This is a genomic window from bacterium (genome assembly GCA_016702305.1).
Taxonomy (GTDB): Bacteria; Electryoneota; RPQS01; order RPQS01; family RPQS01; genus JABWCQ01.
Window position 1 is genome coordinate 520,206 of sequence record JADJEH010000002.1, and the last position, 23,852, is coordinate 544,057.

20 protein-coding genes are annotated in these 23,852 nt (G+C 58.1%); 16 read left to right on the forward strand and 4 right to left on the reverse strand.

Going from position 1 to position 23,852, the window contains the following annotated elements; all coding sequences use genetic code 11:
• Position 1 precedes the first annotated feature (1 nt).
• The 3 genes from lptC to IPH10_06680 are packed head-to-tail and all read right to left on the reverse strand — an operon-like array spanning position 2 to position 2,126.
• Entirely contained in the window at positions 2-565 is a 564-nt protein-coding gene (lptC, locus tag IPH10_06670) for an LPS export ABC transporter periplasmic protein LptC (GenBank protein ID MBK6910604.1), read from the reverse strand.
• A complete protein-coding gene (locus IPH10_06675; GenBank protein MBK6910605.1) occupies positions 562-1,548 on the reverse strand; it encodes a KpsF/GutQ family sugar-phosphate isomerase in 987 nt (328 codons plus the stop codon). The genes lptC and IPH10_06675 overlap by 4 nt, the downstream gene beginning before the upstream one ends.
• Positions 1,545-2,126 (reverse strand): HAD hydrolase family protein, encoded by a 582-nt coding sequence (locus IPH10_06680; protein ID MBK6910606.1) that lies wholly within the window; start codon positions 2,124-2,126, stop codon positions 1,545-1,547. Before IPH10_06680 ends, IPH10_06675 begins: the two co-directional genes overlap by 4 nt.
• A 254-nt stretch (positions 2,127-2,380) precedes the next feature.
• Here IPH10_06680 and IPH10_06685 point away from each other — a divergent pair, with 254 nt between their 5' ends.
• From IPH10_06685 to nadB, 4 genes are read left to right on the forward strand one after another with little or no spacing between them, the layout of a single operon-like run.
• Complete coding sequence (locus tag IPH10_06685) at positions 2,381-3,514, forward strand: pyridoxal phosphate-dependent aminotransferase (protein MBK6910607.1); 1,134 nt, start codon at positions 2,381-2,383, stop codon at positions 3,512-3,514.
• 56 nt (positions 3,515-3,570) lie between these two features.
• Positions 3,571-6,282 (forward strand): S8 family peptidase, encoded by a 2,712-nt coding sequence (locus IPH10_06690; protein MBK6910608.1) that lies wholly within the window; start codon positions 3,571-3,573, stop codon positions 6,280-6,282.
• Positions 6,283-6,292: 10 nt separating this feature from the next.
• Positions 6,293-9,400 carry a T9SS type A sorting domain-containing protein gene (locus tag IPH10_06695; GenBank protein MBK6910609.1) on the forward strand — a complete coding sequence of 1,036 codons (3,108 nt, stop codon included), beginning with the start codon at positions 6,293-6,295 and terminating at the stop codon, positions 9,398-9,400.
• A 56-nt stretch (positions 9,401-9,456) separates the two neighbouring features.
• Entirely contained in the window at positions 9,457-11,091 is a 1,635-nt protein-coding gene (gene nadB / locus IPH10_06700) for an L-aspartate oxidase (protein ID MBK6910610.1), read from the forward strand.
• On the opposite strand, the gene IPH10_06705 is transcribed toward nadB, so the two are convergent.
• On the reverse strand, positions 11,015-11,437 hold the full coding sequence (locus tag IPH10_06705) for a hypothetical protein (protein ID MBK6910611.1): 423 nt from the start codon (positions 11,435-11,437) through the stop codon (positions 11,015-11,017). The two genes, nadB and IPH10_06705, sit on opposite strands and share 77 nt — an antisense overlap.
• A gap of 169 nt (positions 11,438-11,606) precedes the next feature.
• Between IPH10_06705 and IPH10_06710 the strand changes: the two genes are divergently transcribed.
• From IPH10_06710 to IPH10_06765, 12 genes are all read left to right on the forward strand, one after another.
• Positions 11,607-12,191, forward strand: a complete 585-nt coding sequence (locus IPH10_06710; protein MBK6910612.1) for a sigma-70 family RNA polymerase sigma factor — start codon at positions 11,607-11,609, stop codon at positions 12,189-12,191.
• Positions 12,188-12,685: a hypothetical protein gene (locus IPH10_06715; GenBank protein MBK6910613.1), complete on the forward strand. Its 498-nt coding sequence runs from the start codon at positions 12,188-12,190 to the stop codon at positions 12,683-12,685. The genes IPH10_06710 and IPH10_06715 overlap by 4 nt, the downstream gene beginning before the upstream one ends.
• Positions 12,686-12,849: 164 nt before the next feature.
• Positions 12,850-13,410, forward strand: a complete 561-nt coding sequence (locus IPH10_06720; GenBank protein ID MBK6910614.1) for a hypothetical protein — start codon at positions 12,850-12,852, stop codon at positions 13,408-13,410.
• A 99-nt stretch (positions 13,411-13,509) separates the two neighbouring features.
• Positions 13,510-15,180 carry a hypothetical protein gene (locus tag IPH10_06725; protein MBK6910615.1) on the forward strand — a complete coding sequence of 557 codons (1,671 nt, stop codon included), beginning with the start codon at positions 13,510-13,512 and terminating at the stop codon, positions 15,178-15,180.
• A complete protein-coding gene (locus IPH10_06730) occupies positions 15,168-15,836 on the forward strand; it encodes an SDR family NAD(P)-dependent oxidoreductase (GenBank protein MBK6910616.1) in 669 nt (222 codons plus the stop codon). The genes IPH10_06725 and IPH10_06730 overlap by 13 nt, the downstream gene beginning before the upstream one ends.
• A gap of 86 nt (positions 15,837-15,922) precedes the next feature.
• Positions 15,923-16,096, forward strand: coding sequence for an Rdx family protein (locus IPH10_06735; GenBank protein MBK6910617.1), 174 nt, complete (start codon positions 15,923-15,925; stop codon positions 16,094-16,096).
• Positions 16,097-16,288: 192 nt separating this feature from the next.
• A complete protein-coding gene (locus IPH10_06740; protein ID MBK6910618.1) occupies positions 16,289-17,914 on the forward strand; it encodes a T9SS type A sorting domain-containing protein in 1,626 nt (541 codons plus the stop codon).
• 124 nt (positions 17,915-18,038) lie between these two features.
• Positions 18,039-18,842 (forward strand): hypothetical protein, encoded by an 804-nt coding sequence (locus IPH10_06745; protein ID MBK6910619.1) that lies wholly within the window; start codon positions 18,039-18,041, stop codon positions 18,840-18,842.
• 25 nt (positions 18,843-18,867) lie between these two features.
• Positions 18,868-20,391 carry a sigma 54-interacting transcriptional regulator gene (locus IPH10_06750; protein ID MBK6910620.1) on the forward strand — a complete coding sequence of 508 codons (1,524 nt, stop codon included), beginning with the start codon at positions 18,868-18,870 and terminating at the stop codon, positions 20,389-20,391.
• Positions 20,392-20,423: 32 nt separating this feature from the next.
• The gene (locus IPH10_06755; protein ID MBK6910621.1) at positions 20,424-22,049 is read left to right on the forward strand and encodes a serine/threonine protein kinase; all 1,626 of its coding nucleotides are present in this window, start codon (positions 20,424-20,426) and stop codon (positions 22,047-22,049) included.
• Between the two features lie 155 nt (positions 22,050-22,204).
• Positions 22,205-23,137, forward strand: coding sequence for an ATP-binding cassette domain-containing protein (locus IPH10_06760; protein ID MBK6910622.1), 933 nt, complete (start codon positions 22,205-22,207; stop codon positions 23,135-23,137).
• Positions 23,138-23,139: 2 nt separating this feature from the next.
• Positions 23,140-23,850: an ABC transporter permease subunit gene (locus tag IPH10_06765; protein ID MBK6910623.1), complete on the forward strand. Its 711-nt coding sequence runs from the start codon at positions 23,140-23,142 to the stop codon at positions 23,848-23,850.
• Positions 23,851-23,852 lie beyond the last annotated feature (2 nt).

A 23,852-nucleotide genomic window follows, 5' to 3' on the forward strand; every position in this document is an offset into this window, starting at 1 on the left:
GTTACAGCGAATCCGGCGGTGCCGTTCGGGTGGGACGCTCGCGAGCTGTGACGCCGGACGGATCAAGCACTGTCCAGTTTTTCAAGTTCCGGTCCGCGCGAAAGCCAGTGCCGTAGATAGTGTCCGTTGGCGTGGCGATTTTCACCGGACCGTCGGCATAAATTAGCGCCCGCGCATGATCGTATTTCAAGATATCGGTTTCCAGTCTGTCGCCGCTATCGGACACCGCCACGACGTGGCCGAACGCATTGAGATTGCGCGACGTTTCCGACGCGGTGCCGGAGTCCGCCCAAATCCGCGTGCGGCGGTTGCCCAACTCGTCGAAGAAATCGGCAACGATCCCGCTGTCAAGAATGATCAGGTTTTGTTTCTCGTATTGCAGCACGCGGCCCGCGTCAATGACCGTCGCCAAACGGTCATCCGCATAAAACGATATCCGGGCCGTGAACAGCTCCTGTTCAGGGTACTCTTCTTCCGCCGGAGTGTCCGGCGGCGGCGGCGTTGTGGAGCAGCCAAGGACGGCCCACCATAGCATCAAGGTGCCGATGACCGCGTACGTCTTCACCTTCCGATACCGGACTTCAGCAGGTCGTGCATATGCACGATTCCCACCAGCTTATACCCCGCGTCCACAACAGGCAAGACCATAATGTTATGCCGCTCCATCAGATTCACGGCGGACATCACCAGCGCGTCGCGCGTGGTTGCCTTGGGCTTGTGCGTGGCCACATCGCTGATCTTGACCTTGGCCAAATCAATGTCTCGCTCAAGGGCGCGCCGTAAGTCGCCGTCGGTGAATATCCCCTGCAAAAGCCCGTTGGGCTCCACGACACAGACCGCGCCAAGCCGTTTGTTGGTCATGCACATGATCGAAGTCTTGAGGTCATCGTTCGGCGCCACCACCGGCATGTCGTGCCCCTCGTGCATAACGTCCTTCACGGTCATGGATAACCGGCGTCCCAGCGCTCCGCCGGGGTGCAGGAACTTGAAATCGTCCGGCTGAAATCCCTTGGCAGTCAGCAGCGCCACGGCTAGGGCATCCCCGAGCGCCAGAGCGGCCGTGGTCGAGGCGGTCGGCGCAAGATTCATCGGACAGCCTTCTTCGGCGACCGACGCATCCAGCACAACATCGCACTTCTCGGCCAGCCCGCTGCGCGTGTTCCCTAACAGTCCGATGATTGGAATGCCCAAGAACTTCAGATACGGTAGCACGGTTAGTAGTTCGTCCGACTCGCCGCTCTTAGAAATCACAACGGCTGCATCCTCGCGGGTGACCATGCCCAAGTCGCCGTGTGCCGCTTCGGCGGGGTGGAGGAAACTCGACGGCGTACCGGTCGAGGCCAATGTCGCCGAAATCTTGCGTCCGATGTGGCCGCTCTTGCCCACGCCGGTCACCACGACATGGCCGCGGATCTTCAGCAAAATGCCCAAGGCCATTTCGAAATCGCCATTGACACGGCCGACCAACTCTGCGACCGCGTGGGCCTCAACATCCAACAGGTGCTTGGCAGCAGCCAATGCGGCCGGCAAATTTTCGTTCGGGTTCATTTCGCAAAATCCTCGAAACTGCGGATGAACTCCTCCCATTTGCCATTAGCCCATAGCCACAGCTCGATGAACTCGCGCACGCAGCCCTGGCCTCCTGGGTTGTTCAAGACCACATCAACTCCTGCCTGCAACGCCGGGTGCGCGTCGCCCGGTGCAACCGACAGGCCGACGCGGGAAAGAGGAGGCAAATCAATCAAATCGTCGCCAATATACGCGGCGTCCTGTGGGCTCAGACCGTGCTTTGCGAGAATCTCCTCAACCACCGGCCATTTGGACAGATGTCCGAGATAGATTTCGTTAAAACGAAGCGCAGTCAAACGCGCCCGTGTTGCCGCCGAGTCGCGCCCGGAGATCGCACCGGTTAGCAAACCGTATCGGCTGACGCGGCCTAACACAAGCCCGTCCCGCGTGGAAAAGCCCTTGCTTTCCTGCAGATCGTCACTAAAATAAATTGTCCCGTTGGTCAAGACACCGTCCACATCCACGAGGAGGATTTTGACTTTCTGCAGCCGTGCGACCAGCTCTTCGGGCAGGTCGGGCCGAAAGGCTAAAGCGACTTCTATCAAGCGATTATTCAAGAATAGTTCGAGCAGGGGTATAGTTTTTGCTTATTTAAGCAAAAGATAGGGCAAATTCCGAGAATTGTCAACCCACCCGCCCACGAACTCTGTCGCGTGTTCCGGGCAGCCATTGCCGCCGGAATCGCCCAAGAGGTTGAAATTGTTGGGCATTTCCGCTACCTTACAGGGCTAAGCCACCCAGCGGCTGGCGTGGGAAACCTGAGGCTGGTGCTGCGCGTGACAAGTGTGACCCACCAACATCCTCTGACAGCATGCCCAACTCCGACATCTCCGGAACAGAATCGCCCGATTTACAAGTGCTCTGGCACGGTTCGCAAATACAGGAATGGGCCAAAGCGACCCTCCAAGGTCCAACGCCCTCTCTGGCCCGCAGTGCAGTACCTGTGGTCACGGAACTGCGAGAAATCCCCGGCGGTCCATTCACGCCGCGGATTGCAGGCGGAAGTGCGTCGTATGGCCATCAGGGCCTGCGCGAACGACTCGCACAACTCTATGAGGCCTCCGCTGAGAATATCTTGCTGGCCCAAGGAGCCAGCCAGGCGAATTTCCTCATTGCCGGAGCCCTGCTGGAGCAGGGTGGAACGGCAGTTGTTGAGAGCCCGGTCTACGAACCGGTCTTGCGAGGAATCGAGATGCTGGCGGATCGAGTCATGCGACTGCCGCGGCGGGCCGAGCGCAACTATCAGCCGGACCCGCGCGAGCTGGCTGGTCTGCTCACCGCCGATACGAAGTTAGTTTGGCTGACCAATTTGCATAATCCCACGCAGACTGCGTTGGAAATGGATCACTTCGCGGCTCTGGTCGCGGCCTGTGACAAAGTCGGCGCACAGCTGATCGTGGATGAAGTATACTTGAATTTCATCCAACCGGATTTCCGGGCGCACGCCTTCACACACGGGGCGATTTCGGTCAATAGTCTGGACAAGACTTGGGGTTTGGATCAGTTGCGTGTTGGCTGGGCGGTCGCACCCGCCAAGGTTGTGGAACGGGCCTATAAGTTTAACAACCTGATGGGTGTGGTTCAGCCCTACGTGACGGAGGACCTCGCCGACCAGATCCTGCGTAGTGAAGCGGCGCTATCGTGGTTTCAACTGCGCCGCAACACCGCCTGCGGACAGATGCGGCTGCTCATGGCGTTCTTGAAGAGCACGCCAGAGCTCAAGCTCCTGCCGCCAAGTGGTGGAGTAAATGCTTGTTTGCAACTACCGGGCAGCCTGAATGACATGCAATTCTCCGAGCGTCTGCGTACCGAACGCGGTGTGACGGTCTTCCCCGGATCTCTATTCGAGCTGCCGGGATACATCCGCGTGAGCATAGGAGGCGATCCTGTGGAAGTTCGTCAGCATTTGACGATTCTCGGCGAAGCCGTGCGGGAATGGCGGTAGGCCGACTTATCGTACTCGCGCTGGTGCTCGGCGCACTTGCGGCTCGTGGAGAGACGGTGAAAGATCGTTGCGCCCGAGAAATTCTCGTTAAGCTGCGCGAGTTTCCGGCGGCTTTGGACGCTGCCTCGCTGGATGCATCAGGCCGGGTGACTGCGCTCCGGCCAGCTCTGCCGCTGCGCGAGCGCTCCGCGGAGCTGGCTAAGGTGATTGTCCTTGAAACCGTTTCCGGGCAAGCGGCGCGTGACGTATGTGCCGCCTTACAACATGACAGCCGCATCGAGTGGGCGGAACTGCGGCCGGAACGCACAACAGATATTCTCCAAGCCGAGCGAACGACTCGCTTGCCACTCGATGCACCCCCCAATGATCCATATTATGGGGAACAATGGTGGCTCGATCAGATCGAGGCGCCGGCGGCCTGGGATGTCGTCGCGCCTGATGCTTCGATCCTGGTCGCTATCGTGGACGACGGTGTGAATTTTAATCTGGACGAACTCGCGGGCGCGCGCTGGGAAAACGCCGCGGAGCGCGACGGCGTCAGCGGCGTGGATGACGATGGGAACGGCTACACGGACGATCTCTTCGGCTACGATTTCATCGAGCTGGACGGCGACCCGTTGCCCGCACCGCTCGATGGCTTTAACTCGCATGGTACGCACGTGGCCGGTATCGCCGCCGCCGCGCGTAACAATCGACTCGGCATCGCGGGAGTCGCCGGCGGCGCGCGCGTAATGGGTGTCCGTGTCGGGCAGGGCGGGAGTATTCCCTATGGTTTCGAAGGCGTCTATTACGCCTGTGTCAACGGCGCGCGCGTGATCAACTGTTCATGGGGCGGTTCGACGGAATCGGCTTATGAACGTGAAGTGATGCGCTACGTTCGCGCACGCGGCTGTGTGGTCGTGGCGTCGGCGGGCAACAACGGCAGTTCGGTGCCGCGCTATCCCGCAGCCATCGAAGGCGTACTGAGTGTGGCCGCCACAACTGCCGCCAACACCGCCGCGGCCTTCACGAATTATGGCCCATGGGTTAAGATCGCCGCGCCCGGAGTCCACATTCTTTCGGTCATATTTGACGGCAGCTACGCGGCGTGGCAAGGCACGAGCATGGCCGCACCGGTGGTAACAGCCGTCTGTGGAATGCTGATCAAGCGATTTCCGGATTGGACCAGTGAACAGGTGCTTACAGCGATCTGCACCTCCGCCGACCCGATTGATACGGTCAACGACACGCTGCCCGGATGGCTCGGTCTCGGACGCGTCAATGCCTATCGTGCCGTATCGAATTTCGAGATACCGGTGGGCGTGCGCCTGACGGACGTGCGTTTTCACGAGAACATCGGCGACGGCGACAACCGCATTGAAGCCGACGAAGTCGCGCTGCTCGATGTGGAACTGTCTAACGAGCATGGTCGCTTGAACGGATTGCACGGGACGGTGACCAGTCTCGACGGCAACATTACCATATCGCCCGCAGAGTTGGTCTATCCGCCCATCGTTGAAGCGGGCCGCTATTGGTCGGAGATTCTTGATCCCCGCGTTCACATGTCCTCCGCTGTTACGCGCGGCGCGGTATTGCCGCTCGCGGTTGAATGGGCAGACGGCACGGGCCGCATTGTAGGTCGCGGTACCACGACCGTCTTGTTGGACACGACGTTTGTGACGATCGAGACCTCCGCGCTGCGGTTTGGCTTAGGTGAGCAGGGCGCATTGGGCTACTTCGATTACGTTCGCGGCATACCGCTTGGTCCTGGTCTGGCCCTCACCGCAGGACCCAGCAACGCGCTCTACCACGGCTCAATATTTGTTGCTGCCGATGGTCGCATCGCCGACAACTTTTACGGCGACTCGACCGGTTCGCGCTTCGATTGGAGCGCATTGCCCGGCGCCTACGCCGAGCGCTTCACGTCGGATCGAGCACCCATTGCGGTTCGATCGTCGTTTGATGATCGAGCCATGCCGGAACAGGATCGTGTTGGCGCCGAAGTCACGTCGGAGCTCTTCGCGTGGCCCGATATTCCGGACGGCATGATTCTGGAAATAACGGTGACCAACCGCGGCAGCTCAATCTGGTCTACTGCGCAGGCCGGCGTAATGCTCGATTGGGACATAGGCCCGTCCAGCCGCAATCTCGGCAGCTATAGCGCGAACGACGGGATACTGGAAGCTCACAGTACGTTGTCATGGCTACCCTACGTCGGCGTGGCTGGCTTGTCGGGGGAGCTTGAAACCGCTTATGAAGTCAGTAATCGCGACGAATTCGAGTCCGGCGGCTTCCGCGACGCACGTTTAGTTGAAATTCTCGGCGCGGGGGTTGGCGGCTTCAGTTCAACGGCTCGCGACCTTTCGCACATCGCCGGACTTACGTTGCCAACGCTGCCGCCTGCCGCATCCGCGACCGTACGCATGGCGCTGTTGACCGGTCAGAGTGCCGCCAACCTCGCGAATGTTCTCGATCAACTTCGCACTCGCAGTGGCGACATTCGCAAGTCGCCGGACGAAACGGTGCATCTCGCGCGCAAGTCCGTGACCGTCGCTCCGAATCCGTTGGGCAGCGGACAGCCGCTCGAGATTCGCGGGCTGGACGACGCCTCATCGGAACTGCGGCTCTACAACGTATTGGGTCAAGAAGTGGCGCGGCTGGTTCTGCCTCACGCCACAAAACTCAATATACCGGCATCTGACCTTCAGCACCTTGCGCCGGGACTGCTATTCTATCATTTGGAACAGCCGGGACGGATTGCCACCGGAAAACTTCTCTATCTGCCTTAATATGATCACCATGGTCGCGAAACACCTCAAGCATATCGCCTTCTCTGCCGCCTGTCTGATGCTCTTGCTGGGATGGGCCGGAGCGGCGCACGCGCAACAGTTTGACGTGACAGGCTTTGGCTTATCCGGCAGCGGAACCGTGCTGGACAGCGTGGTATCTCCGACGGAAATCGCATTTGTCGTGCTTGCAGTAGATGTGCCGGCGGGCTGGGACATCTCCGGCGTCGCCCGGCAGGACTCGACGCATTGGCAAGTCCGTGCATTGTTCTACGATACCGGAGTTCCGTCCGGCGATCCTTCGTCCGCTGAGTATTTATCGGTGGACTCGTTGCAGTTTTCGGTCAATGACGGCGTGTCGCCGCAGCGCGTCGAATTCCGCCTGGCGATGCCTGATGTCATCGGGGCCAACATTCGTTCTGTACAGTTTGTCCTCATGGTTTACGGTACGGACTCCGACGGTGACCCGCACTATTCCGAAGCGGTATCGAGCTTCCTCGAAGTGTCGGGGGTTCCGCCCGTCAACAATTCCGTGGATGCCCAGCACGCGCAGTACTTACGGATTGAAGAGCTCATCCCGTCGCAGCCCACAATCACGTCACCGGAGATCGGTTCCGACGTGGGCCGCGTCTTCACGGTTCATTATGACCAGCCGCTGTCAGCGGTCGCGCGGTCGCTCCGCCTGGAAATCCGTGAAACGGGTGAAAGCGGGATCTTTGAAGTCCATCAACTTTATTTGGCGGACACTGTGGCGGGCGCCGACAAGCAGGTCACCGTGAATTCGCTCAATCTCGCCCAATCGCAAGGCGTGGACTCGGTCACGGGAGTAGTGGCTCTGAACCATTTGTCGCGCCTGCGCTTCCAGTTGTTCTATGAGATCGCCGACGCTCCGGGCGGTCCGGCCGATCCGTCACCGCCGATCACCGATGTTGTGGTGGACCTGCTAACGGAAACTCCGCAACTAGTAGAGCCGCGCGTTGGATCCGAGGCCGTCGAGCCGAATGTTCGCGTCATCTATGTCTTGCCCGAGGATGCGGACACGGTGCAGTTGATTTTCGAGGTGGACTCGTTGACACGCGTGGCCGATTCGCTGAGTCCGCACATCCTGACGATTGTCCCGGACTTCATTCGCGAAGGTGAGCACTACTTCAATTTGGACGGCACGCAGATTGGCACGGGCGGTCCCAACGTTCTCCTAAGCAACAACGGACTCGAAGACGCGCTGGTCGAGCAAGCCCTTTACAACGTGACGCTGAGCATTGGTGACCAAGTCGGCAACCCCGTTCGCACGGCAACAAACTATGGCTATATCTGGCCCGAAGACCTGACCACCGTGCCGCCGCGCATCCTTGCTCCGCTGGACAACGGCGTGGACAACAGCACCTTCTGGATACAGTTTGAACTCCCGGAGGTTCCGTTGCCGGGGAGTGTCGAGCTGCGTTTGTTCGGGATTCCGGTCTATCCTGGATCACAGCATGTGATACACCTTGGCGGCCTGTCCGCGGCGGGCGTGCACGGTTTGTATCTGAATGGTCGCGCTCTCGATCTGTCCGGACCGCCAGTGACGTCGGTGGAAGGCGGCAATCAGTTGCAGCACCGTCATACTTATAACATCTTTGTCTTCTATAAAGACCAGTACGGCAACGATGAAGCCAGCTCGACCTTCCGTCGGGGACGCTACGACGACGCGACGGATGCGCCGACAATTCTGACTCCAGCCGAAGGTGACTCGTTCCGCTATGCCGGCACGGAGTTTCGCTATTCGCAGCCAGAAACGGCTGCGCCGGGGACGCTGCGGCTAATCATCGAGCAGACCGGTGGGCCCGAGCACGATCTCTATTCACCACATGTTTTGTATCTGTCGGACCTTGCTGCAGGTGATGAGAAGTCAGTTGTATTTCAACCGACGTTCCTGGGTTCGGGCATTGGCATTGACTCTGTGACCAATCCGGGTTCGTTGGTCCCGCGCGGCATCTACCGCCTGACGATCGCCTACCAGGATACGCTGTTAAACGAAGTGACTTCTGTGTTCGTGCGCGACATCTTCTTTCCCAGCGGCTCATCCGTGGTCGTTAGCGGGTCCGTGATAAGCACCGAGATCATTCCCGGAGCGAGTCATGTTCCGCTCTTGCAGTTCAACCTCTCATCAATCGGCGAGAGCTCGATGCGGGGCCTCACTCTGGCGGTTGAAGGGGGATTGCAGCCGGAGGACATATTCAGCAATCGCATGATTGTCTGGTCCAGCGTAGATTCCCTGCTCCAAACCGAGCTCGACACGCCCCTCGACACTCTGGATGCCTGGATCAGCGGGCCGATGCGCTGGGATAGCTTGGCCGTGCCGCTAAGCGCGACGCCGCGGCATGTTATTGTCAGCGCTTCTTTCCGCGTTGGCGCGAATCCGGCAAACGAAGCCAATCTTGTCCTGCTCAGCGGCGACGACGTGGACTGTGGTGGAGATCCCGTGTTGTGCCTCAACTGCCCGATCGGGTTGCCGGACATTCCGTTGCCAGTGCTGGTGTCAAGCATGTATTTGGAAGACGACACCACATTTAATTCGCTTGTTGTGAACTGGATCGTCGAATCGGAGTATAACACGCTTGGTTTCCGCCTGTGGCGGTATGATGATGCAAGCGGCACGACTCAAGCCATCGCCAGCTATGCCACCGACGAACGCCTCTACGGGCGCGGGAGTGCGGCCACGGCCAAGCGCTATTTCTACCCGGATCAGGGGCTTCGCGTGGGCGTGAATTACACGTACAGTCTTGAAGTGATTAGCGCGGACGGGCTGACCGAGTTCATGGTGCCGTTCACGGCGACCGGGACTCCGTCGGCTGCTCCCGTGGATTTTAATTTACGCAAGATATATCCCAATCCGTTTAATCAGGAAACGACGATCGAGTACGTCGTCCCGTTCTCGGAAAATGTCGAACTGACCATTTATAATTTGTTAGGTCAGCCCGTTCGTACAATTGTCAACTCGCAATTGGCTCCTGCTGTTTACCGTTCCGTTTGGAATGGCCGCAACGATGCCGGGTTGGTTGTGCCGTCCGGCCTCTATCTGGTCCGCCTGAAAGCGGCGGGCCGGTTCGATATGACGCACAAGGTGCTGCTCGTTCGTTAAGGCAAATTCGCTCTCCCTGCGCGCCTTCCAAGTGCGCTGAAAGTCTACTTCCTACCTTGACCGGACTTCCCCATACCGTTGATGTGATCATCGTGGGCAGCGGCATTGCCGGACTGTCCATGGCGTTGCGCTGCGCGCGTTTCGCCGATGTGTTGTTGATCACCAAGAAAGAATCCGCTGAATCCGCGACGAATTGGGCGCAGGGTGGAATCGCCGCCGTGACGGCCAACGACGACGATTTCCAACTGCACATGGCCGACACATTGACCGCGGGAGCCGGGCTGTGCCGCACCGATGTCGTCGAAATGGTCGTGCGGAATGCGCCCGCGCGGGTGCGCGAGCTTATGGACTTGGGCGTGCGGTTCACGGTGCGCGAGGGTGAACTTGAACTCGCGCGCGAAGGCGGGCACAGCCGCGCGCGTATTCTGCACCATCAGGATCAGACGGGGCAGGAGATCGAAGCCGTGCTCTTGTCGCAGGTCAAAGACCAGCAGCGCGTGCAGGTGCTGGAGCATCACGTGATGGTGGACCTGCTCGTCACGCCGCAGCCCAAGACCGATGAGGCGGTGCGTGGCCAGCGCTGTTTCGGCGTCTACGTGCTGGATTCGCGCAACGGCCTGATTTCACCCGTGCGCGCCAAAGCCGTGGTGCTGGCGACCGGCGGTTCGGGAATGGTCTACCAGCATACAACAAACCCGTCCATTGCGACCGGGGACGGGTTGGCGGCCGCCTACCGGGCGGGCGCGGTGGTTTCGGACATGGAGTTTTTTCAGTTCCATCCGACCACGATGTACGACCGTGACGACACGGTGCAAAACCACCTGATTACCGAGGCGTTGCGCGGCGCGGGTGCGGTGTTGCGTTCCTTGGACGGTGAAGCCTTTATGCCGCGCTATGATTCGCGAGCCGATCTGGCACCGCGTGACATTGTTGCGCGGGCGATTGACAGCGAATTGAAACGCCGGGGCGATTCCTACGTGTATCTCGATTGCACGCACATCGAGCCGGACCTGTTGCGCGCCAAGTTCCCGCACATAGACAGCCTTTGCCGCAGCAAGGGATTTGACTATACGCGAGATCCGATCTGGGTCGTTCCGGCCGCCCACTATCAATGTGGCGGCGTCGAAACAGACAAGTCCGGCCGAACCTCAATTGCCGGACTCTATGCCGTAGGTGAAGTCGCGTGCACCGGACTGCACGGCGCGAACCGCCTCGCTTCGAACTCACTATTGGAAGCCGTCGTCTACGCCGCCACCGCCGCGGAAAGCTGCGCCGGTTGGCTCAAAGAATCCGGTGACTTGCCGCAGGCCGATCCGTGGTCCTCAGAAGGCACGCATACGGAGCACGAAGCGGTCCTGTTGAAACACAACCTCGATGAGATCCGACGTACCATGTGGAGCTACGTTGGCATCGTACGCTCGACGCGTCGTTTGCAGCGCGCCCGCACGCGCCTCGACCTTCTGACAAAAGAAATTGCGGAATTCTACCAGCGAACCCGGATGAGTCCGGAACTGGTGGAACTCCGCAACTTAGTATTGGTAGCCGATCTTATCGTTCGATCAGCGCTGGCGCGCAAAGAGAGTCGCGGCCTGCACTACAGTACGGACTATCCGTCTACGGATACTTCACGGGATCCGCAGCATAGTCGCCTGTCGAAGTTGGCTGTTTTGCCTGCTGCTTCCGCTCGTTGATCCAATCGCCCAGAATGAGGGCCAGTCCGACCATCAAGGGAACCATGGCCATGCCGCCGAGGTCGCTGTCGGCACCTCCGGACATACTGTACCAGCCGATCATGGCGAGGCCGATGGCCAGGAAAACGAGGCCACGCACATACGGCCGACGTTTCCGACCCAGGCCGTCCTGGTAGTCCATTGGGACCGGGAGGCCCTTTTCGAGCGCCAACATGCGCTCGTCGTGGAGGAATTTGACGCGCATCCGGCGAGTCCGGTTATCCATGATAACCACGATGAGGACGAGGATAAGCAAGCCTCCAACCGTCATCATGCCAATCAACGCGCCAATTACATCATCCAACATAATGATTCTCCTGAATTTGAGTCGGCGCCTGAATCCCAAACGAGCGGCCGACGTAGATTCCGCAGTCCCTATCTTCGAGTCCCATTCGTAACATACGAGATACTTACCGGGTGTTAGGTTGCAACCTTTGCCCGAGATCCGTGCTCAATAGGTATAAACAGGGGAACCGGTGTCAGCTCCGCCTTCAGACGAACAGGACCTCCGGCTGGTCGAACGGATTCGAGGGGGCGATCAGCAGGCATTTGCTGAACTTATAGACCAGTACAAAGGAATGGTCCTGAATCTGGTTGCGCGAATGTCAGGCAAGGTTGAAAACCCAGAGGACCTCGCACAGGAGGTTTTCATACGCGTCTGGAAGGGTCTGGGGAATTTTCGGGGTGATTGTAAATTATCAACTTGGATTTACCGGATCGCCCTGAATCTGGCAATCGCCGAGGGCAAGACGGCCCGCTCCCGGTCGCAGTTTCTGGACATAGATGACCCCTTGGTTGAGCGCGGTCCGCAGTTTGTAGAGGATCACGATAACCCGTATGCTGATGAGGTCCGGCTGAAGGAGCAGATGCTCCGGCTCTTGCCGGGCATGCCGGAAAAACACCGTACGGCTGTGGTACTTTTCTATTTGCGCGAGTTTTCTTATAATGAAATTTCTGAAATCATGGACGTACCGGTGGGCACGGTGAAGAGCTATCTGTTTCGCGGCAAAGCCTGGCTGCGAGAGCAGCTATTCGGCGACAGTCCGGAGGAATTCGAATGAACACGCAGCAAGACATTCTAATTGAACGCATCTGCCGTCGTTTGCATGGTGAGATGAGCGCGACGGAAGCCGCTGAATTCGACGCGGATCTGGTGAGCAACGTGCGGCTGGCGCGCTTGCATCGGCAAATGGCGACGTTGGATCATTCGATGGGCGACCTGCCGAAGCTCGCGCCCTCGGCCAGTTTTACGGCCAGCGTTCTGCGCAAGACTCGCCCGGTAGTGGTATCGGCACCCGAGCGCGCGGGGTGGTTGGATTGGCTGATTGGCCTGGCTCCAGTGGCCGGACTCCTCGCCATCGCAGTGATTTGGGGCCCTGATCTTTGGGGACGGGCCACGGGTGAGTTGTCGGAAAGTGCGGGCTGGCTCGACCAGACGTTAGGGACTCAGTGGTTTGCTCATCAGCCGTTTGTGCTTCTGGGAGGCCTGCTTCCTGTGATCGTTCTGGCTGTAGCGTACCTCGTGATGTACGAGAGCAATCGGGCCGAAGCGTAGCAATTTCAAATTGTTGGATATCGAAAAGCGGCCGTTTCGGCCGCTTTTCCTCTTGTGATTGACGAGTTCTATAGAAATCAGTATATTAGCAGGGTTGAGGACGGAGTCTGTGGAACGCGTGGGCTGCAACTCACGCCGGAGTGAATTTGATAAGAGGTGATGTAATGAACAGGATTCTGGTATTGGTCGCGCTTCTGGCGGCTCTGACGAGCGCCACGATGGCGGACGATCATGCGTTGGTAAAACCCGCTGCCGACGACGTTTTGCTCGGTACGTTGCACGTCATGAACAACGTTGTCGAGGTCAAGGACGGTCATTCGCTGGCCCATTGCGCCTGCGGCGCGAACTTTGAGGTGACGGACAAGTCGCCGCACGTCGAATTGGAAGGTGGAACGTACTTTTTGTGCGGTGAACAGTGTCTTAGCACCGTAGGCAGTATGGACGATGCCGCGAAAAAGAGCGCCATCGGCAGCCTGCAGAAGGCGATGGTAACCGAACAGCATATGCACTCCAATATGCAATTGAAGGACGGCAAGAAGGTCGGCACGTGCGCCTGCCAGGGCGAATTTGAGGTTGGTTCGGCCACGCCGATGGTCCTCGAAAACGGCATGCTGATGGGCGCTTGCTGTGACGGCTGTGCCAGCCACGTCGCCAAGGCGAAGCCCGAAGAGCGCGCCGCGATGATGCAGAAGGTCATGGTCAAAGTGTCTGAAGTGAAGAACTAAGCCTTAGCCATTCGGACCGATTTTTGAAGGGGCTCCGTCGGGAGCCCCTTTGCTATGGAAACCGTTGCAATTCGTGAAGGGAATGGGTAGATTGGACGCATGTTTCGCGGCACGCTAATCATCCTTGCGGCACTATTGGCCGGCGGCCTCTGGGCGGACGCACGTCCCGTCGAGTTGCCTCTGCACCGACCGGCCTTCGAGGACTTTCTAGAGCGCATGGAGACGCGCCACTCAGGCCGCGTCTACTCGACCACTCGGCCGCGTCAGAATCGGCAGTTGCGGTGGCAGGGCGGTGATGAGGGGCTGCGCGGATTGGAAGCGGAGTACCTGCGTTACGATCGAGAGCATATGGTGCGCGACCACATCATGGGTGGCGTATCTCTGTTCGACCAGGAAGAGTGGCGTAGCAATACAGGTCAATCACCGCGCGGATGGCCGCGGCTTTTCGGCACGCTGTTCCGCGACGAGTATAATTTCTACTCGTACGTGTCCCAGGCCGAGCGGTTTGGTTTTTCGTTCCAGCCTGTCTATGGATATGAGGTCATCGAGACGGACGACGAACGCGGCCAAGTCTCGCGATTCACCGGAGGCTTCCGCATCGAGACGGGCTACGCGAATAGTCTGTACGGCATGGTGGACTTTCGTGACCATACCGAAGCCGGCAACGCGCCGTACGACTCTCGCGGCGATCTTTACGAAGATCGTTGGGCCTTGGTGGAACTCAAGGGCGAGAGCAGCACGTCATACAACTTATCGGAATCGCAGCTTCAATACTACGGTCGCAATCTGTCGGTCACTGCCGGACGCGGCCGTCATCATTGGGGTCCGGGCTACTTCGGCGGCCTGATTCTCAACCGTAACACGCCGCCGTTTGATTATGCGCGGTTTGACGCGAGTGTCGATCTGGTCAACTACACTTTCCTCCACGGTTTTCTCGAATCGCTAACGCCCGCTGATACGCTCTATGTCAATCCGGACGGCCGTCCGCGCACCGTCAACGCGCAGAAGTACCTGTCGGCGCAGCGCGTCGAATTGAATTTCCGCGATCAGGCGGAGTTCGGGCTGTCGCAGGCGGTCGTCTATGGCGACCGCGGCTTGCAGTTGGGCTATCTCACGCCGCTCAATTTTCTCTACAGCGTGCAGCACTCGAATGACGACAAAGACAATTTGATGATCGCGCTCGACGCGAAGTGGCGGCCCGTTCGCGGTCTTAAGCTCTACGGCGAATTTCTCTTTGACGACTTCCGTCTGGGTGATCTATTCAGCGCGACAGGCGGTTCCAGCAAGCACGCTTATACGTTGGGCATGCACGGTATTGTGCCGCGACCCTTCTTGGAGAAGTTCGATCTGCGGGTCGAGTACACCAAGATCAGGCCGTTCGTCTACTCGCATTTCTTTGATGTCAACATGTACTCGCACTGGACCTCGCCGCTGGGCTACACCCGGGAACCCAACAGCGAGTTTGTCCATCTGCGGCTGGGTGCGTCATTTTTTCCGCTTTTCGTCGCGGCGGGCTATTCGCGCCAGAATCACGGAGCAAACACGTCTGAGCGCAACGTCGGTGGATCAATCTCCGCTGGAAATTACGCGGACAGCGACGTGGATTTTCGTTTTCTGGACGGCGCCTTCGAACACACGGACCGGCTCTATTTGTCGGCCCGATATGAGGTGCTGCCCGGTCTCAATCTTCTGTGTGATCTGGCCCGCGTGAAGCAGAGTCGCCGCGCGGATCGCTCCGAGTGGAAGGCCGGTTTCGGATGGAATCTTTAGACCGCCATCCGCCTTGCACAATCATCGTTGGCGTGTCCGGCGATCTGTTGGAGGTTGCGCGGCAATTGGGGCGGCAGGGCGAACAGATCGGATTGCTCTCGCGGAACACGCAATTACTATATCGCTACAAAGAGCTGTTGGACGAGTGTGGCGTGCGCTGCCAGGCCTATGCGATGGATGTTACGCAGGCACAAAGCGTATTGAACACGCTCATGACCTTGGCCGCCTGGTCGCCACGGGTGGACCGCATGATCTATAACATCAGCGTGCTGGCCGCGGAGTGCGACAGTGAAGCCGGCGGCAGTGAGCTTGCGCGCATGATGGAAGCGAGTTTTCTGGGATTTGTAAACTGCTTTCAACTCCTGCAGCCGATGTTCAAGCGACTGGGCCACGGCCACGCTTTGCTGATGACAGAGGCCATGTCGCCCGACGGTGGTCCGGACGCGATCGCAAGCGTCGGGCAGGCCTCGCTGCGGATCTATCTTAAGGCCTTACGGAACGAGTTGATCGGCCAAAATATTTCGCTGACCGAAGTGCAACTGGGCAGGGTACCGCAAGGCGAGACGGTGCGCGATTTGACGTGCGAGGAAGTTGTTGCGGGACTGTTTGATGCTATCCGAAATCGGCCGACAGAATTAACGATCGGCCAGCGCTAACGATTGGGCCATGAATAAGGAGTCTTGACATGAATTGGAGCATTGAGTACTGCGTTCAGTGAAACTACCGTCCACACGCGGTCAGTTTGGCCGAATTCATTAAAAAACAAGGTATTGATGAGCCAGAGCTCATCCCCTCCGGTGGGGGTGCATTCGAGGTCAGAGCAGGGGGACTCCTCCTTTTCTCGAAGTTGCGCGAACATCGTTTTCCTGAACCCACCGAAGTACTTAATTTACTTAAAACTAAAGCAGGTGCTTGAGTAAGGGACACCTTAGGAAATGTGTCAGGATTGATTGACATTCCCTTACGACCACAATATATTGATAATGATGCCGTTCATGGAAATGGACGCGCACAAATTGCACAAGCACCTCGGTTGTCGTAGATCATTAGAGAACAGAAGGTTAGACTGGTTTTTTGCAGGAGTACACCAACCGCCCAGGTTGATACCATGAACAAGACCACACTACCGATCTTCATCTTGCTTTTGGCGATTGCGCAAGCCGCGACCGCCGGGGCGGTCTATGTCGGTCCGGGACCGGTGAACGGGAAATGGGAGAGCGGTGACTCGGTAATTGTGCGGGCGGGCTCCTACGTTGAGGCAGGTGGTATGCTGGAAGTGGAGCAGGGTGTTCAGATCTTTTTTGAGAGTGTGGGTCGTTTCGAGGTAAGCGGTGTGCTGGCGATGTCCGGCAGCCGCGAAGAACCGATTGTGGTTTATTGTGCTGAAGGCTGGCGCGGCTTCCGTTTGCGCGGCGCACCGGCTTGGCATACGCTGAATTTTGTCCACATTGTCGCGGATCGCGGTTTGGCGCGGCGAGGCGTGGAAGTGGATGGTTCGAGCCTTGAGATGAATTCGTGCAAGATTATTGCCTCGGAAAATTGCCTTCGATTTGACGGCAGCCAACTGCACGCTCGCATGAACCACATGCATACGAGTAGACTCTATTCGAAGGTTGTGGAACTTTTGGGCATGGAAGGTTTCGCGTCTGAGGATTGCGGCGCGGGGCCCGGGAATATTTTCCGCGATAACTATCTTCAGGCAGAAATCAACGGGGTTCAGCCGGGTGATCTGATCGATCCGTATGAGGCAACTGCCGGTTTGTGGGTGGATTACTGCACCAATATCTGTCTGTCGTTTAACGACATTACTGTCAGGGCGCCGCTTTCGGTCGTCGGGGTTCGCCTCGGCAATGTGCCGTCCTTTGGCGATCAGTCTTGGGATATTACCCATTCAACGGTTTATGCGGAAAGCCGCACGCTGTCCGCAATCGGCATCCTGAACGAAGTGTCTGGTGATTTGGATATTTCAAAATTGACGATTACCGTACGCGGCACGGAGGGCTTTGCCTCAAGCTGTTTCTTTGCATCGCGCACTTCGTATATTCGCATCAATTCGACTACGACGGTGATGGGCAGCCCGCGGGACATCTACTACAACACAAGTGGTGCTGGCCGCATTGACGCCAATTACACGATCAAGTGGTCGCTGGATGCCGAGACCTTGGATGAGTCTTCGCGTCCCGGCGGAGCGGATGGCACGTGGGTTGAAGGCGATGAACAGCCCCGCATGATCAATATTGGCGACTCTGTGTGGGATGTGGATCCGATCTTTGCGGCGGTGGGCGAGTGGGGCGAATGGCGGAATGCCGAGGAGATTGCCGCGTTCTTCTCTTTACGCAGCAATTCGCCGTGTATTGATCGCGGCGATCCCGAGCGTGGTTTAGATCCGGATGCGACGCGGCTGGACATTGGCCGGTTTTTCTATGACCAGGCGACATCCGGCGTTGATGAACCGGCGCCGATTGTGAGCGCATCTGCGCTGGGCGCGGCCTATCCGAACCCCTTCAATCCGAGCACAACTCTGCCGATACAGGTTGCCAATCCGGGCCTTTTGCGGGTGACGGTTTGGGATGTCTTAGGCCGCGTGGTGTATGAGACGGCTCGTCCAGTTTATCAGGCTGGATTGCAAAATGTGCACTTCCAAGCCTCTAATTTGGCATCTGGACTTTACTTGGCCCAGGCCGAGATGGACGGCCAGATGCTGGGTCACCAGAAGCTAATGCTGGTAAAGTAAGCATATATCATTAGTAATCAGGGTCGTTGGCGATGCCGACGACCCTTTTTTGTGTCCGAAAGCTGTCGTGCACGGCGTGTGCACTCTCACTTGACTTGCGCGCAAAATGTTTATACCTTCCGGTATGAAGTGGTGGACCCCAATAATCAGCGCTCTGCTCGTCGCGGCCTGCGCCTGGACACCTGAACGTGCTAATCCGTACGATCCCGGCTCGGACCGCTATGTTGACCCGCCGCAAGCGAATCGCGCACCGGTGATTCGCTCATTGGTCGTCAACACGAACTGCGTGAATTTCCCGACCGAAGACCAGTGCGGAGTGCTGATCACGGCGCAGATTGATGACGCCGACAACAATCTCGACCTGACCAGAGTACAAGCGACCATTACATGGCCGGACAGCCTTCCACTACCGTTTGGCACCCTGCTCTACTTTCCGATAGACACGGCCTGGAAGTTGGAGAAGCTCGAAACCGAGCTGCTCTATCCGGCCGAGCAATATGTTGGCAGTTTGATCACTGTGACGGCGGCCGACGATTCCGGAGCGATTGCGCTGGACACCGTTCGTTATCCCCGTCTGTTCCGTGACTATCCGCAGATAAACTGGCCGGAGGATGGCCAGTTTGACTGCGTTTGCCCGGGGCTCATGGACTTCAGTTGGAACCGCTGGACCGGTGAAGGGCAAGCCCGCGAGATGGAGCTGCGGTTCTACTTTCAGAATTTTGACATGGTGCCGTCGCTGACCGTACACAACGTCTTGCCCACGGACACATTTGTTACAGTTACCGCCGATTTTGTGCCGGCCGACAGCAACTCGGCCATTTTCTACGGTTGGCGTTTGTTCGTGATAGATCAGAACGGCAACAGCGTCGGATCCGAACCGGGCGCGTTCAACTATCGCGACGTATGCACGCCGAGCTGCGGACCGTAATACAACTCACTTCATACTTGTAATCATGGAAAGCTCTGCCCGCCTTCCGGGTCCCGCCGGATTGAGCTCGCAGCCTGCGTTGCCACGTGAGCAATTGCTGGCGCTGTTCGATATTTCGCAGGTGCTCAATACCATATCGGACATTGACACGCTGCTCGAGCGGATCATGGACATTGTCATTCAGACTGTTAACGCCGAGCGCGGCTTCCTGGTGCTGCGCGAGGACGGCAACGGGCTGGGGTTGTCCGTGCGTACGGCGCGCAACATCGCGCCTGAATCGGCTCTGTCGGTTAACGAGATCAGCCGCTCGATCGTGATGGACGCGATTCAATCGCAGCAGGGCGTCCTGACGATAGACGCGCAAACGGATCCGCGCTTTCAAGGCGCGGAGTCGGTGATATTCAATCAGATTCGCGCGGTTATGGCCGTGCCATTCGTGCTGCGCGGCAAGATCGTCGGCGCCATCTACGTGGACAGTCGCAAGCACCGCGAGGGTTTCACGGACGAATTGCTGGCCTTTGTCAAGTCCTTTTCCAATCTGTGCGCGATCGCGATTGAAAACGCGCGGTTGATGGGCAGCCTGCGCGATGAGAACTACCAGTTGCGCAGCGAAGTTCAGCGCACCTATCAGTTCAAGGAGATCATCGGCAACAGCTCGCGGATGCAGGACATCTTCGAGTTGCTAAACAAGATTATTCACGCCGACATCTCAGTCTTACTGGAGGGGGAATCCGGCACGGGTAAGGAGCTTGTGGCCCGCGCGCTTCATTACAACGGCCCGCGCCGCGACAAGGCGTTCATCGCCCAATTCTGCGGCAACCTGTCCGAGACGCTGCTCGAGAGCGAGCTTTTCGGCCACAAGCGCGGCGCGTTCACCGGCGCGGTTTCGGACAAGAAGGGCTTGCTTGAGATTGCGGATGGTGGAACATTTTTCCTCGACGAAGTTTCAGATATCCCCGCATCAATTCAAGCGAAGCTGCTGCGCGTCCTACAGGATGGCGAATTCCGCCGCGTGGGTGACACGGAGACTCGCCGCGTCAATGTGCGCGTGATTTCAGCGACCAATAAGCCGTTGTCTAAAGAGGTCGAAAAGGGCATCTTCCGCGAAGACCTGTTCTACCGCTTGAATGTCATCACGATCAACATGCCCTCGCTGCGCGACCGTGACGGAGATTTGCCGTTGCTCGTGCGCCACTTCCTCACGAAATATGCCGCCAAGACGAGCGCGCCAGAGAAGCGCATCACGTCGGAGGCAATGCGCATGCTATCAGGTTATCACTGGCCCGGCAATGTCCGAGAACTTGAAAACGCGGTTGAACGCGCGATTGTTCTGGCCGGTGATCGCGATATTACGCCGGACGAGTTGATCATCCCGCGCGTGCTTAAGACGCCGGGAGGATCACGGTCGCTGCGCGAACATGAGCGTGATTACGTGACTCGCACGCTTGACGAGATGGGCGGGAACAAGACAAAAACGGCCGCGGCACTCGGCGTTTCGCTGCGCTGGCTGCACTACAAGCTGGCCGAGTGGAAAGACGGCGGCAACTGAGTCGTCTCGCCTAACCCGAATTTCACCCGCGCATGAGTGACGACCGTCTGCAATTGGTTCGCGAATTGTCGCGCAGCGGCATTGCGACCGTGTGGGAAGGCTACGATCAACAGCTCGACCGCAAGGTCCTGGTCAAGTCTATTCATCCGCAGTTCGCGCGCGATGCCGATCTGCGGATTCGTTTTGAGCGGGAGGCCCGTGCCATTGCGCGTTTGTCGCATCCCAATGTCGTGCAGATCTACGACATTCGCGCGGGTGACGAATCGCTGTCGCTTCTGCTCGAATATGTGGAAGGCGAAACGCTCGGCCATCTTCTGAAGCGGCGCGGTGTTCTACCCGGCGATCTTGCCATCAAGTTGGCGACGGACATTCTCGCTGGATTGGCGCAGGCCCACGCGGGCGGAATTATTCACCGGGATCTGAAGCCCGAGAATATTCTGATCTCGCAAACAGGTGTCGTCAAGATCACCGACTTCGGTTTAGCAAGCCTCCGCGATCTGCCTGCCGTGACCATGGAAGGCGCGGTCATTGGGACGCCGTCCTATATGTCGCCCGAGCAGGCGCTCGGCGGCGCCATCGGCCCGCGCACGGATATCTTCGCCTGCGGCGCGATGCTCTTTGAGATGCTGACGGGGCGGCGCCTGATCCTGGGCGACAGCCTGGGCGAGGCGTTCCAGAACGTGATGAAATACCGCGTACCGGACCTCAGCGTTTATGCTGCGGCAATTCCGGAGACGTTCCGGCCGCTCCTCCTTGAGATGATCGAGCGTGATCCAGAAGACCGTCCAGCGACGGCCATAGTTGCGCACGCGAAGCTGCTGGAAGCAGTGCACGGCAAGCCCGGGACGAACGCAGACTTGGCCGCCTTCATGAGCGGCACGGACCATTCCGCTCCGGTCGCAGCCGGAACGCGCACGTTGCCGAACAAGATGCTGTTCTGGTACGGCGCCGCTGGAATCCTCCTTGTCTTGACGGTCATTGCATTGGTGTTTTCGCCGAGCCCCGAGCCGCCAACGACCCTCCCGGATGTGACGCAGCGCAAGGACTCCACGACGATTCCGGCACAGCCGCAACAGTCGGACACAACGACACCTGCGACCAGACCGGATTCAACACGCGCTAACCGCCCCAAGCCCGCGGATACAACGAATACCCGGCCCCAGAAGCGGGCCGTGGACACATCGGTCGTGGTGATTCCGGATCGCCAGCCGCCGCGGCCTTCTGGACCTGCCTATGTCACGATCAACAGCACCCCGTGGGCGCGGGTGTTCTACAATGACTCCCTGCTTGGTACAACGCCTCTTACCACACCCTTGGCGCTGCCTGCCGGCCTCGGCACCTTGCTTTTTCTTAATGACCAGCTTAAGCAGCCAGTTACCAAACAGATTGACGTAGCTCCGGGTGATACCACGGCCATCACGGTCAATCTTCAGGATTATGTAGCCCGTGTGAAAATTGCGTCCGTTAAGCCGTGGGCGGACGTGTTTGTGGACGGCGAACTGCGCTTTCGGACACCGTCCACGCAAGTGATCTTTCTCCCGTTGGGAAGACATATTATTGAGCTTAGGCATCCCAGCTTTCCAATCTTCACGAAAGAACTGACCTTTCAGGCCGGAGATCCTATCTACGAAGTCCGAGTAGACCTGTCCCAGCGCTGACTCTCGGAATCCTCCAGATTTTCAGCGCCTCTTTACCAAGCTCCACAAAAACAACATTCTAACTTGACCTGACGCCGGGAACCGCCGTCGTCATGGGGGCGTTTATTTGGCGTTACCTCAGAAAACCCACCATGCAGCAACTCTTCAATTGATTCATGATTGAACTTCAAAATCTGACCAAATCCTACCGTGGTGTCAAAGCCGTGGACGGGGTTTCGCTCAGCGTCCCGAAAGGCCAGATTCTCGGATTTCTGGGTCCCAACGGCGCAGGCAAAACCACGACCATGCGCATGATCACCGGGTACATGCCGCCGACGTCGGGAAACATCGTCGTGGACGGCCTGACGATGGAAAAGGACTCGCTGGCCATTCGCGAGAAGATCGGCTATCTGCCGGAAATGGCGCCAGTCTATCAGGACATGAATGTTCTGGACTACTTGCATTACGTTTGCGCCTTGCGTCGGATCCCTTCGGATCGCGTCGGGCCACGGATCAAGGAGGTCGTGGACCGCTGCGGTTTGACGTCGGTTCTTGGCAAGGACGTGGGCGAACTCTCCAAGGGATACCGTCAGCGAGTGGGCCTCTCGCAGGCCATTATCCACAATCCGGAGTACTTGATTCTGGACGAGCCGACGGCGGGATTGGATCCCAACCAGATTGTCGAAATCCGTGCCTTGATCAAAGAGCTGGGACGCGAAAAGACCGTGATACTTTCGACGCACATTTTGTCGGAAGTGCAGGCCACCTGCTCGCGTGTGATCATTATCAGCGGCGGCAAACTCGTCGCTGACAACACTCCAGAAGGTTTGCAGGCGGGCTTGTCGGGCCGCACGGTGCTCATGGTGACGCTGAAAGGCGGCGCGGACGGGGCGTTGGCCAAACTCAAGGCGCTGCCCGTAGTGGAAGACGTGCGCGCGGTGCAAGTGGGCAAATCCGGTGAATCGAAACTGCGCGTGGAAAGCACTCCGCACCAGGACGTGCGTGAAGCCGTCTTCAAGCTGGCGGTTACCGAAAACTGGACGCTGCTCGAGATGATTCCCGAAACGCAGAGTCTTGAAGAAGTCTTCCATAAACTGACGGCGGCCTAAACATGCATAACATCATGGTCATCGCCCGCCGCGAGTTTAAGTCGTACTTCGACTCTCCGGTGGCCTACATTGTATCAACTTTCTTTCTGCTCGTGTCCGGTTATTTCTTCACGAGCAATCTGTTTCTGGCCAACCAGGCCGACCTGCGGACGCTGTGGGGCGTCATTCCGCTGCTGTTTGTCTTTTTCATTCCGGCCATTTCCATGAAACTTCTGGCCGACGAGAAGAAGACGGGCACGATAGAGCTGCTCTACACGTATCCGATCAAGGATTCGGAAATCGTGCTCGGCAAGTATTTGGCCGCGCTGGGACTGCTCGGAGTGCTCGTGGCATGCACGGTACTTTACGCGTTCACCGTGGGCAGTCTGGGCAACATGGACACCGGTCAGGCCGTAGCGGGTTACATCGGTTTGATTCTGATGGCTTCGGCCTATTTGGCGATCGGCGTTTTCGCGTCTTCCGTGACGGACAATCAGATTGTCGCGTTCATTGTTGCGCTGTTTATCTCGTTCTTTTTCTTCATCGCCGACAAGATAATCTTCTACCTGCCGTCCGCCGTGGCCGGGGTCTTCGAGTATCTTGGCATCGAGTATCACTTTCAGAATGTGGCGCGCGGCGTGATTGACACGCGCAACGTACTCTACTTCGCGTCGGTGATTTTTTTCGGGCTGCTTCTGGCCAGCCACGCACTTTCACGCCGCCGGGGAGACTGATT

What these genes read in the sequence shown, in the direction of transcription:
- IPH10_06705 (MBK6910611.1), bottom strand. Translation starts at nt 11,437, where the DNA reads ATGTTGGATGATGTAATTGGCGCGTTGATTGGCATGATGACGGTTGGA.
- IPH10_06730 (MBK6910616.1), top strand. Translation starts at nt 15,168, where the DNA reads ATGGAATCTTTAGACCGCCATCCGCCTTGCACAATCATCGTTGGCGTG.
- IPH10_06745 (MBK6910619.1), top strand. Translation starts at nt 18,039, where the DNA reads ATGAAGTGGTGGACCCCAATAATCAGCGCTCTGCTCGTCGCGGCCTGC.
- IPH10_06720 (MBK6910614.1), top strand. Translation starts at nt 12,850, where the DNA reads ATGAACAGGATTCTGGTATTGGTCGCGCTTCTGGCGGCTCTGACGAGC.
- IPH10_06715 (MBK6910613.1), top strand. Translation starts at nt 12,188, where the DNA reads ATGAACACGCAGCAAGACATTCTAATTGAACGCATCTGCCGTCGTTTG.
- IPH10_06740 (MBK6910618.1), top strand. Translation starts at nt 16,289, where the DNA reads ATGAACAAGACCACACTACCGATCTTCATCTTGCTTTTGGCGATTGCG.
- IPH10_06750 (MBK6910620.1), top strand. Translation starts at nt 18,868, where the DNA reads ATGGAAAGCTCTGCCCGCCTTCCGGGTCCCGCCGGATTGAGCTCGCAG.
- IPH10_06675 (MBK6910605.1), bottom strand. Translation starts at nt 1,548, where the DNA reads ATGAACCCGAACGAAAATTTGCCGGCCGCATTGGCTGCTGCCAAGCAC.
- IPH10_06725 (MBK6910615.1), top strand. Translation starts at nt 13,510, where the DNA reads ATGTTTCGCGGCACGCTAATCATCCTTGCGGCACTATTGGCCGGCGGC.
- IPH10_06765 (MBK6910623.1), top strand. Translation starts at nt 23,140, where the DNA reads ATGCATAACATCATGGTCATCGCCCGCCGCGAGTTTAAGTCGTACTTC.
- IPH10_06695 (MBK6910609.1), top strand. Translation starts at nt 6,293, where the DNA reads ATGGTCGCGAAACACCTCAAGCATATCGCCTTCTCTGCCGCCTGTCTG.
- IPH10_06760 (MBK6910622.1), top strand. Translation starts at nt 22,205, where the DNA reads ATGATTGAACTTCAAAATCTGACCAAATCCTACCGTGGTGTCAAAGCC.
- IPH10_06685 (MBK6910607.1), top strand. Translation starts at nt 2,381, where the DNA reads ATGCCCAACTCCGACATCTCCGGAACAGAATCGCCCGATTTACAAGTG.
- IPH10_06755 (MBK6910621.1), top strand. Translation starts at nt 20,424, where the DNA reads ATGAGTGACGACCGTCTGCAATTGGTTCGCGAATTGTCGCGCAGCGGC.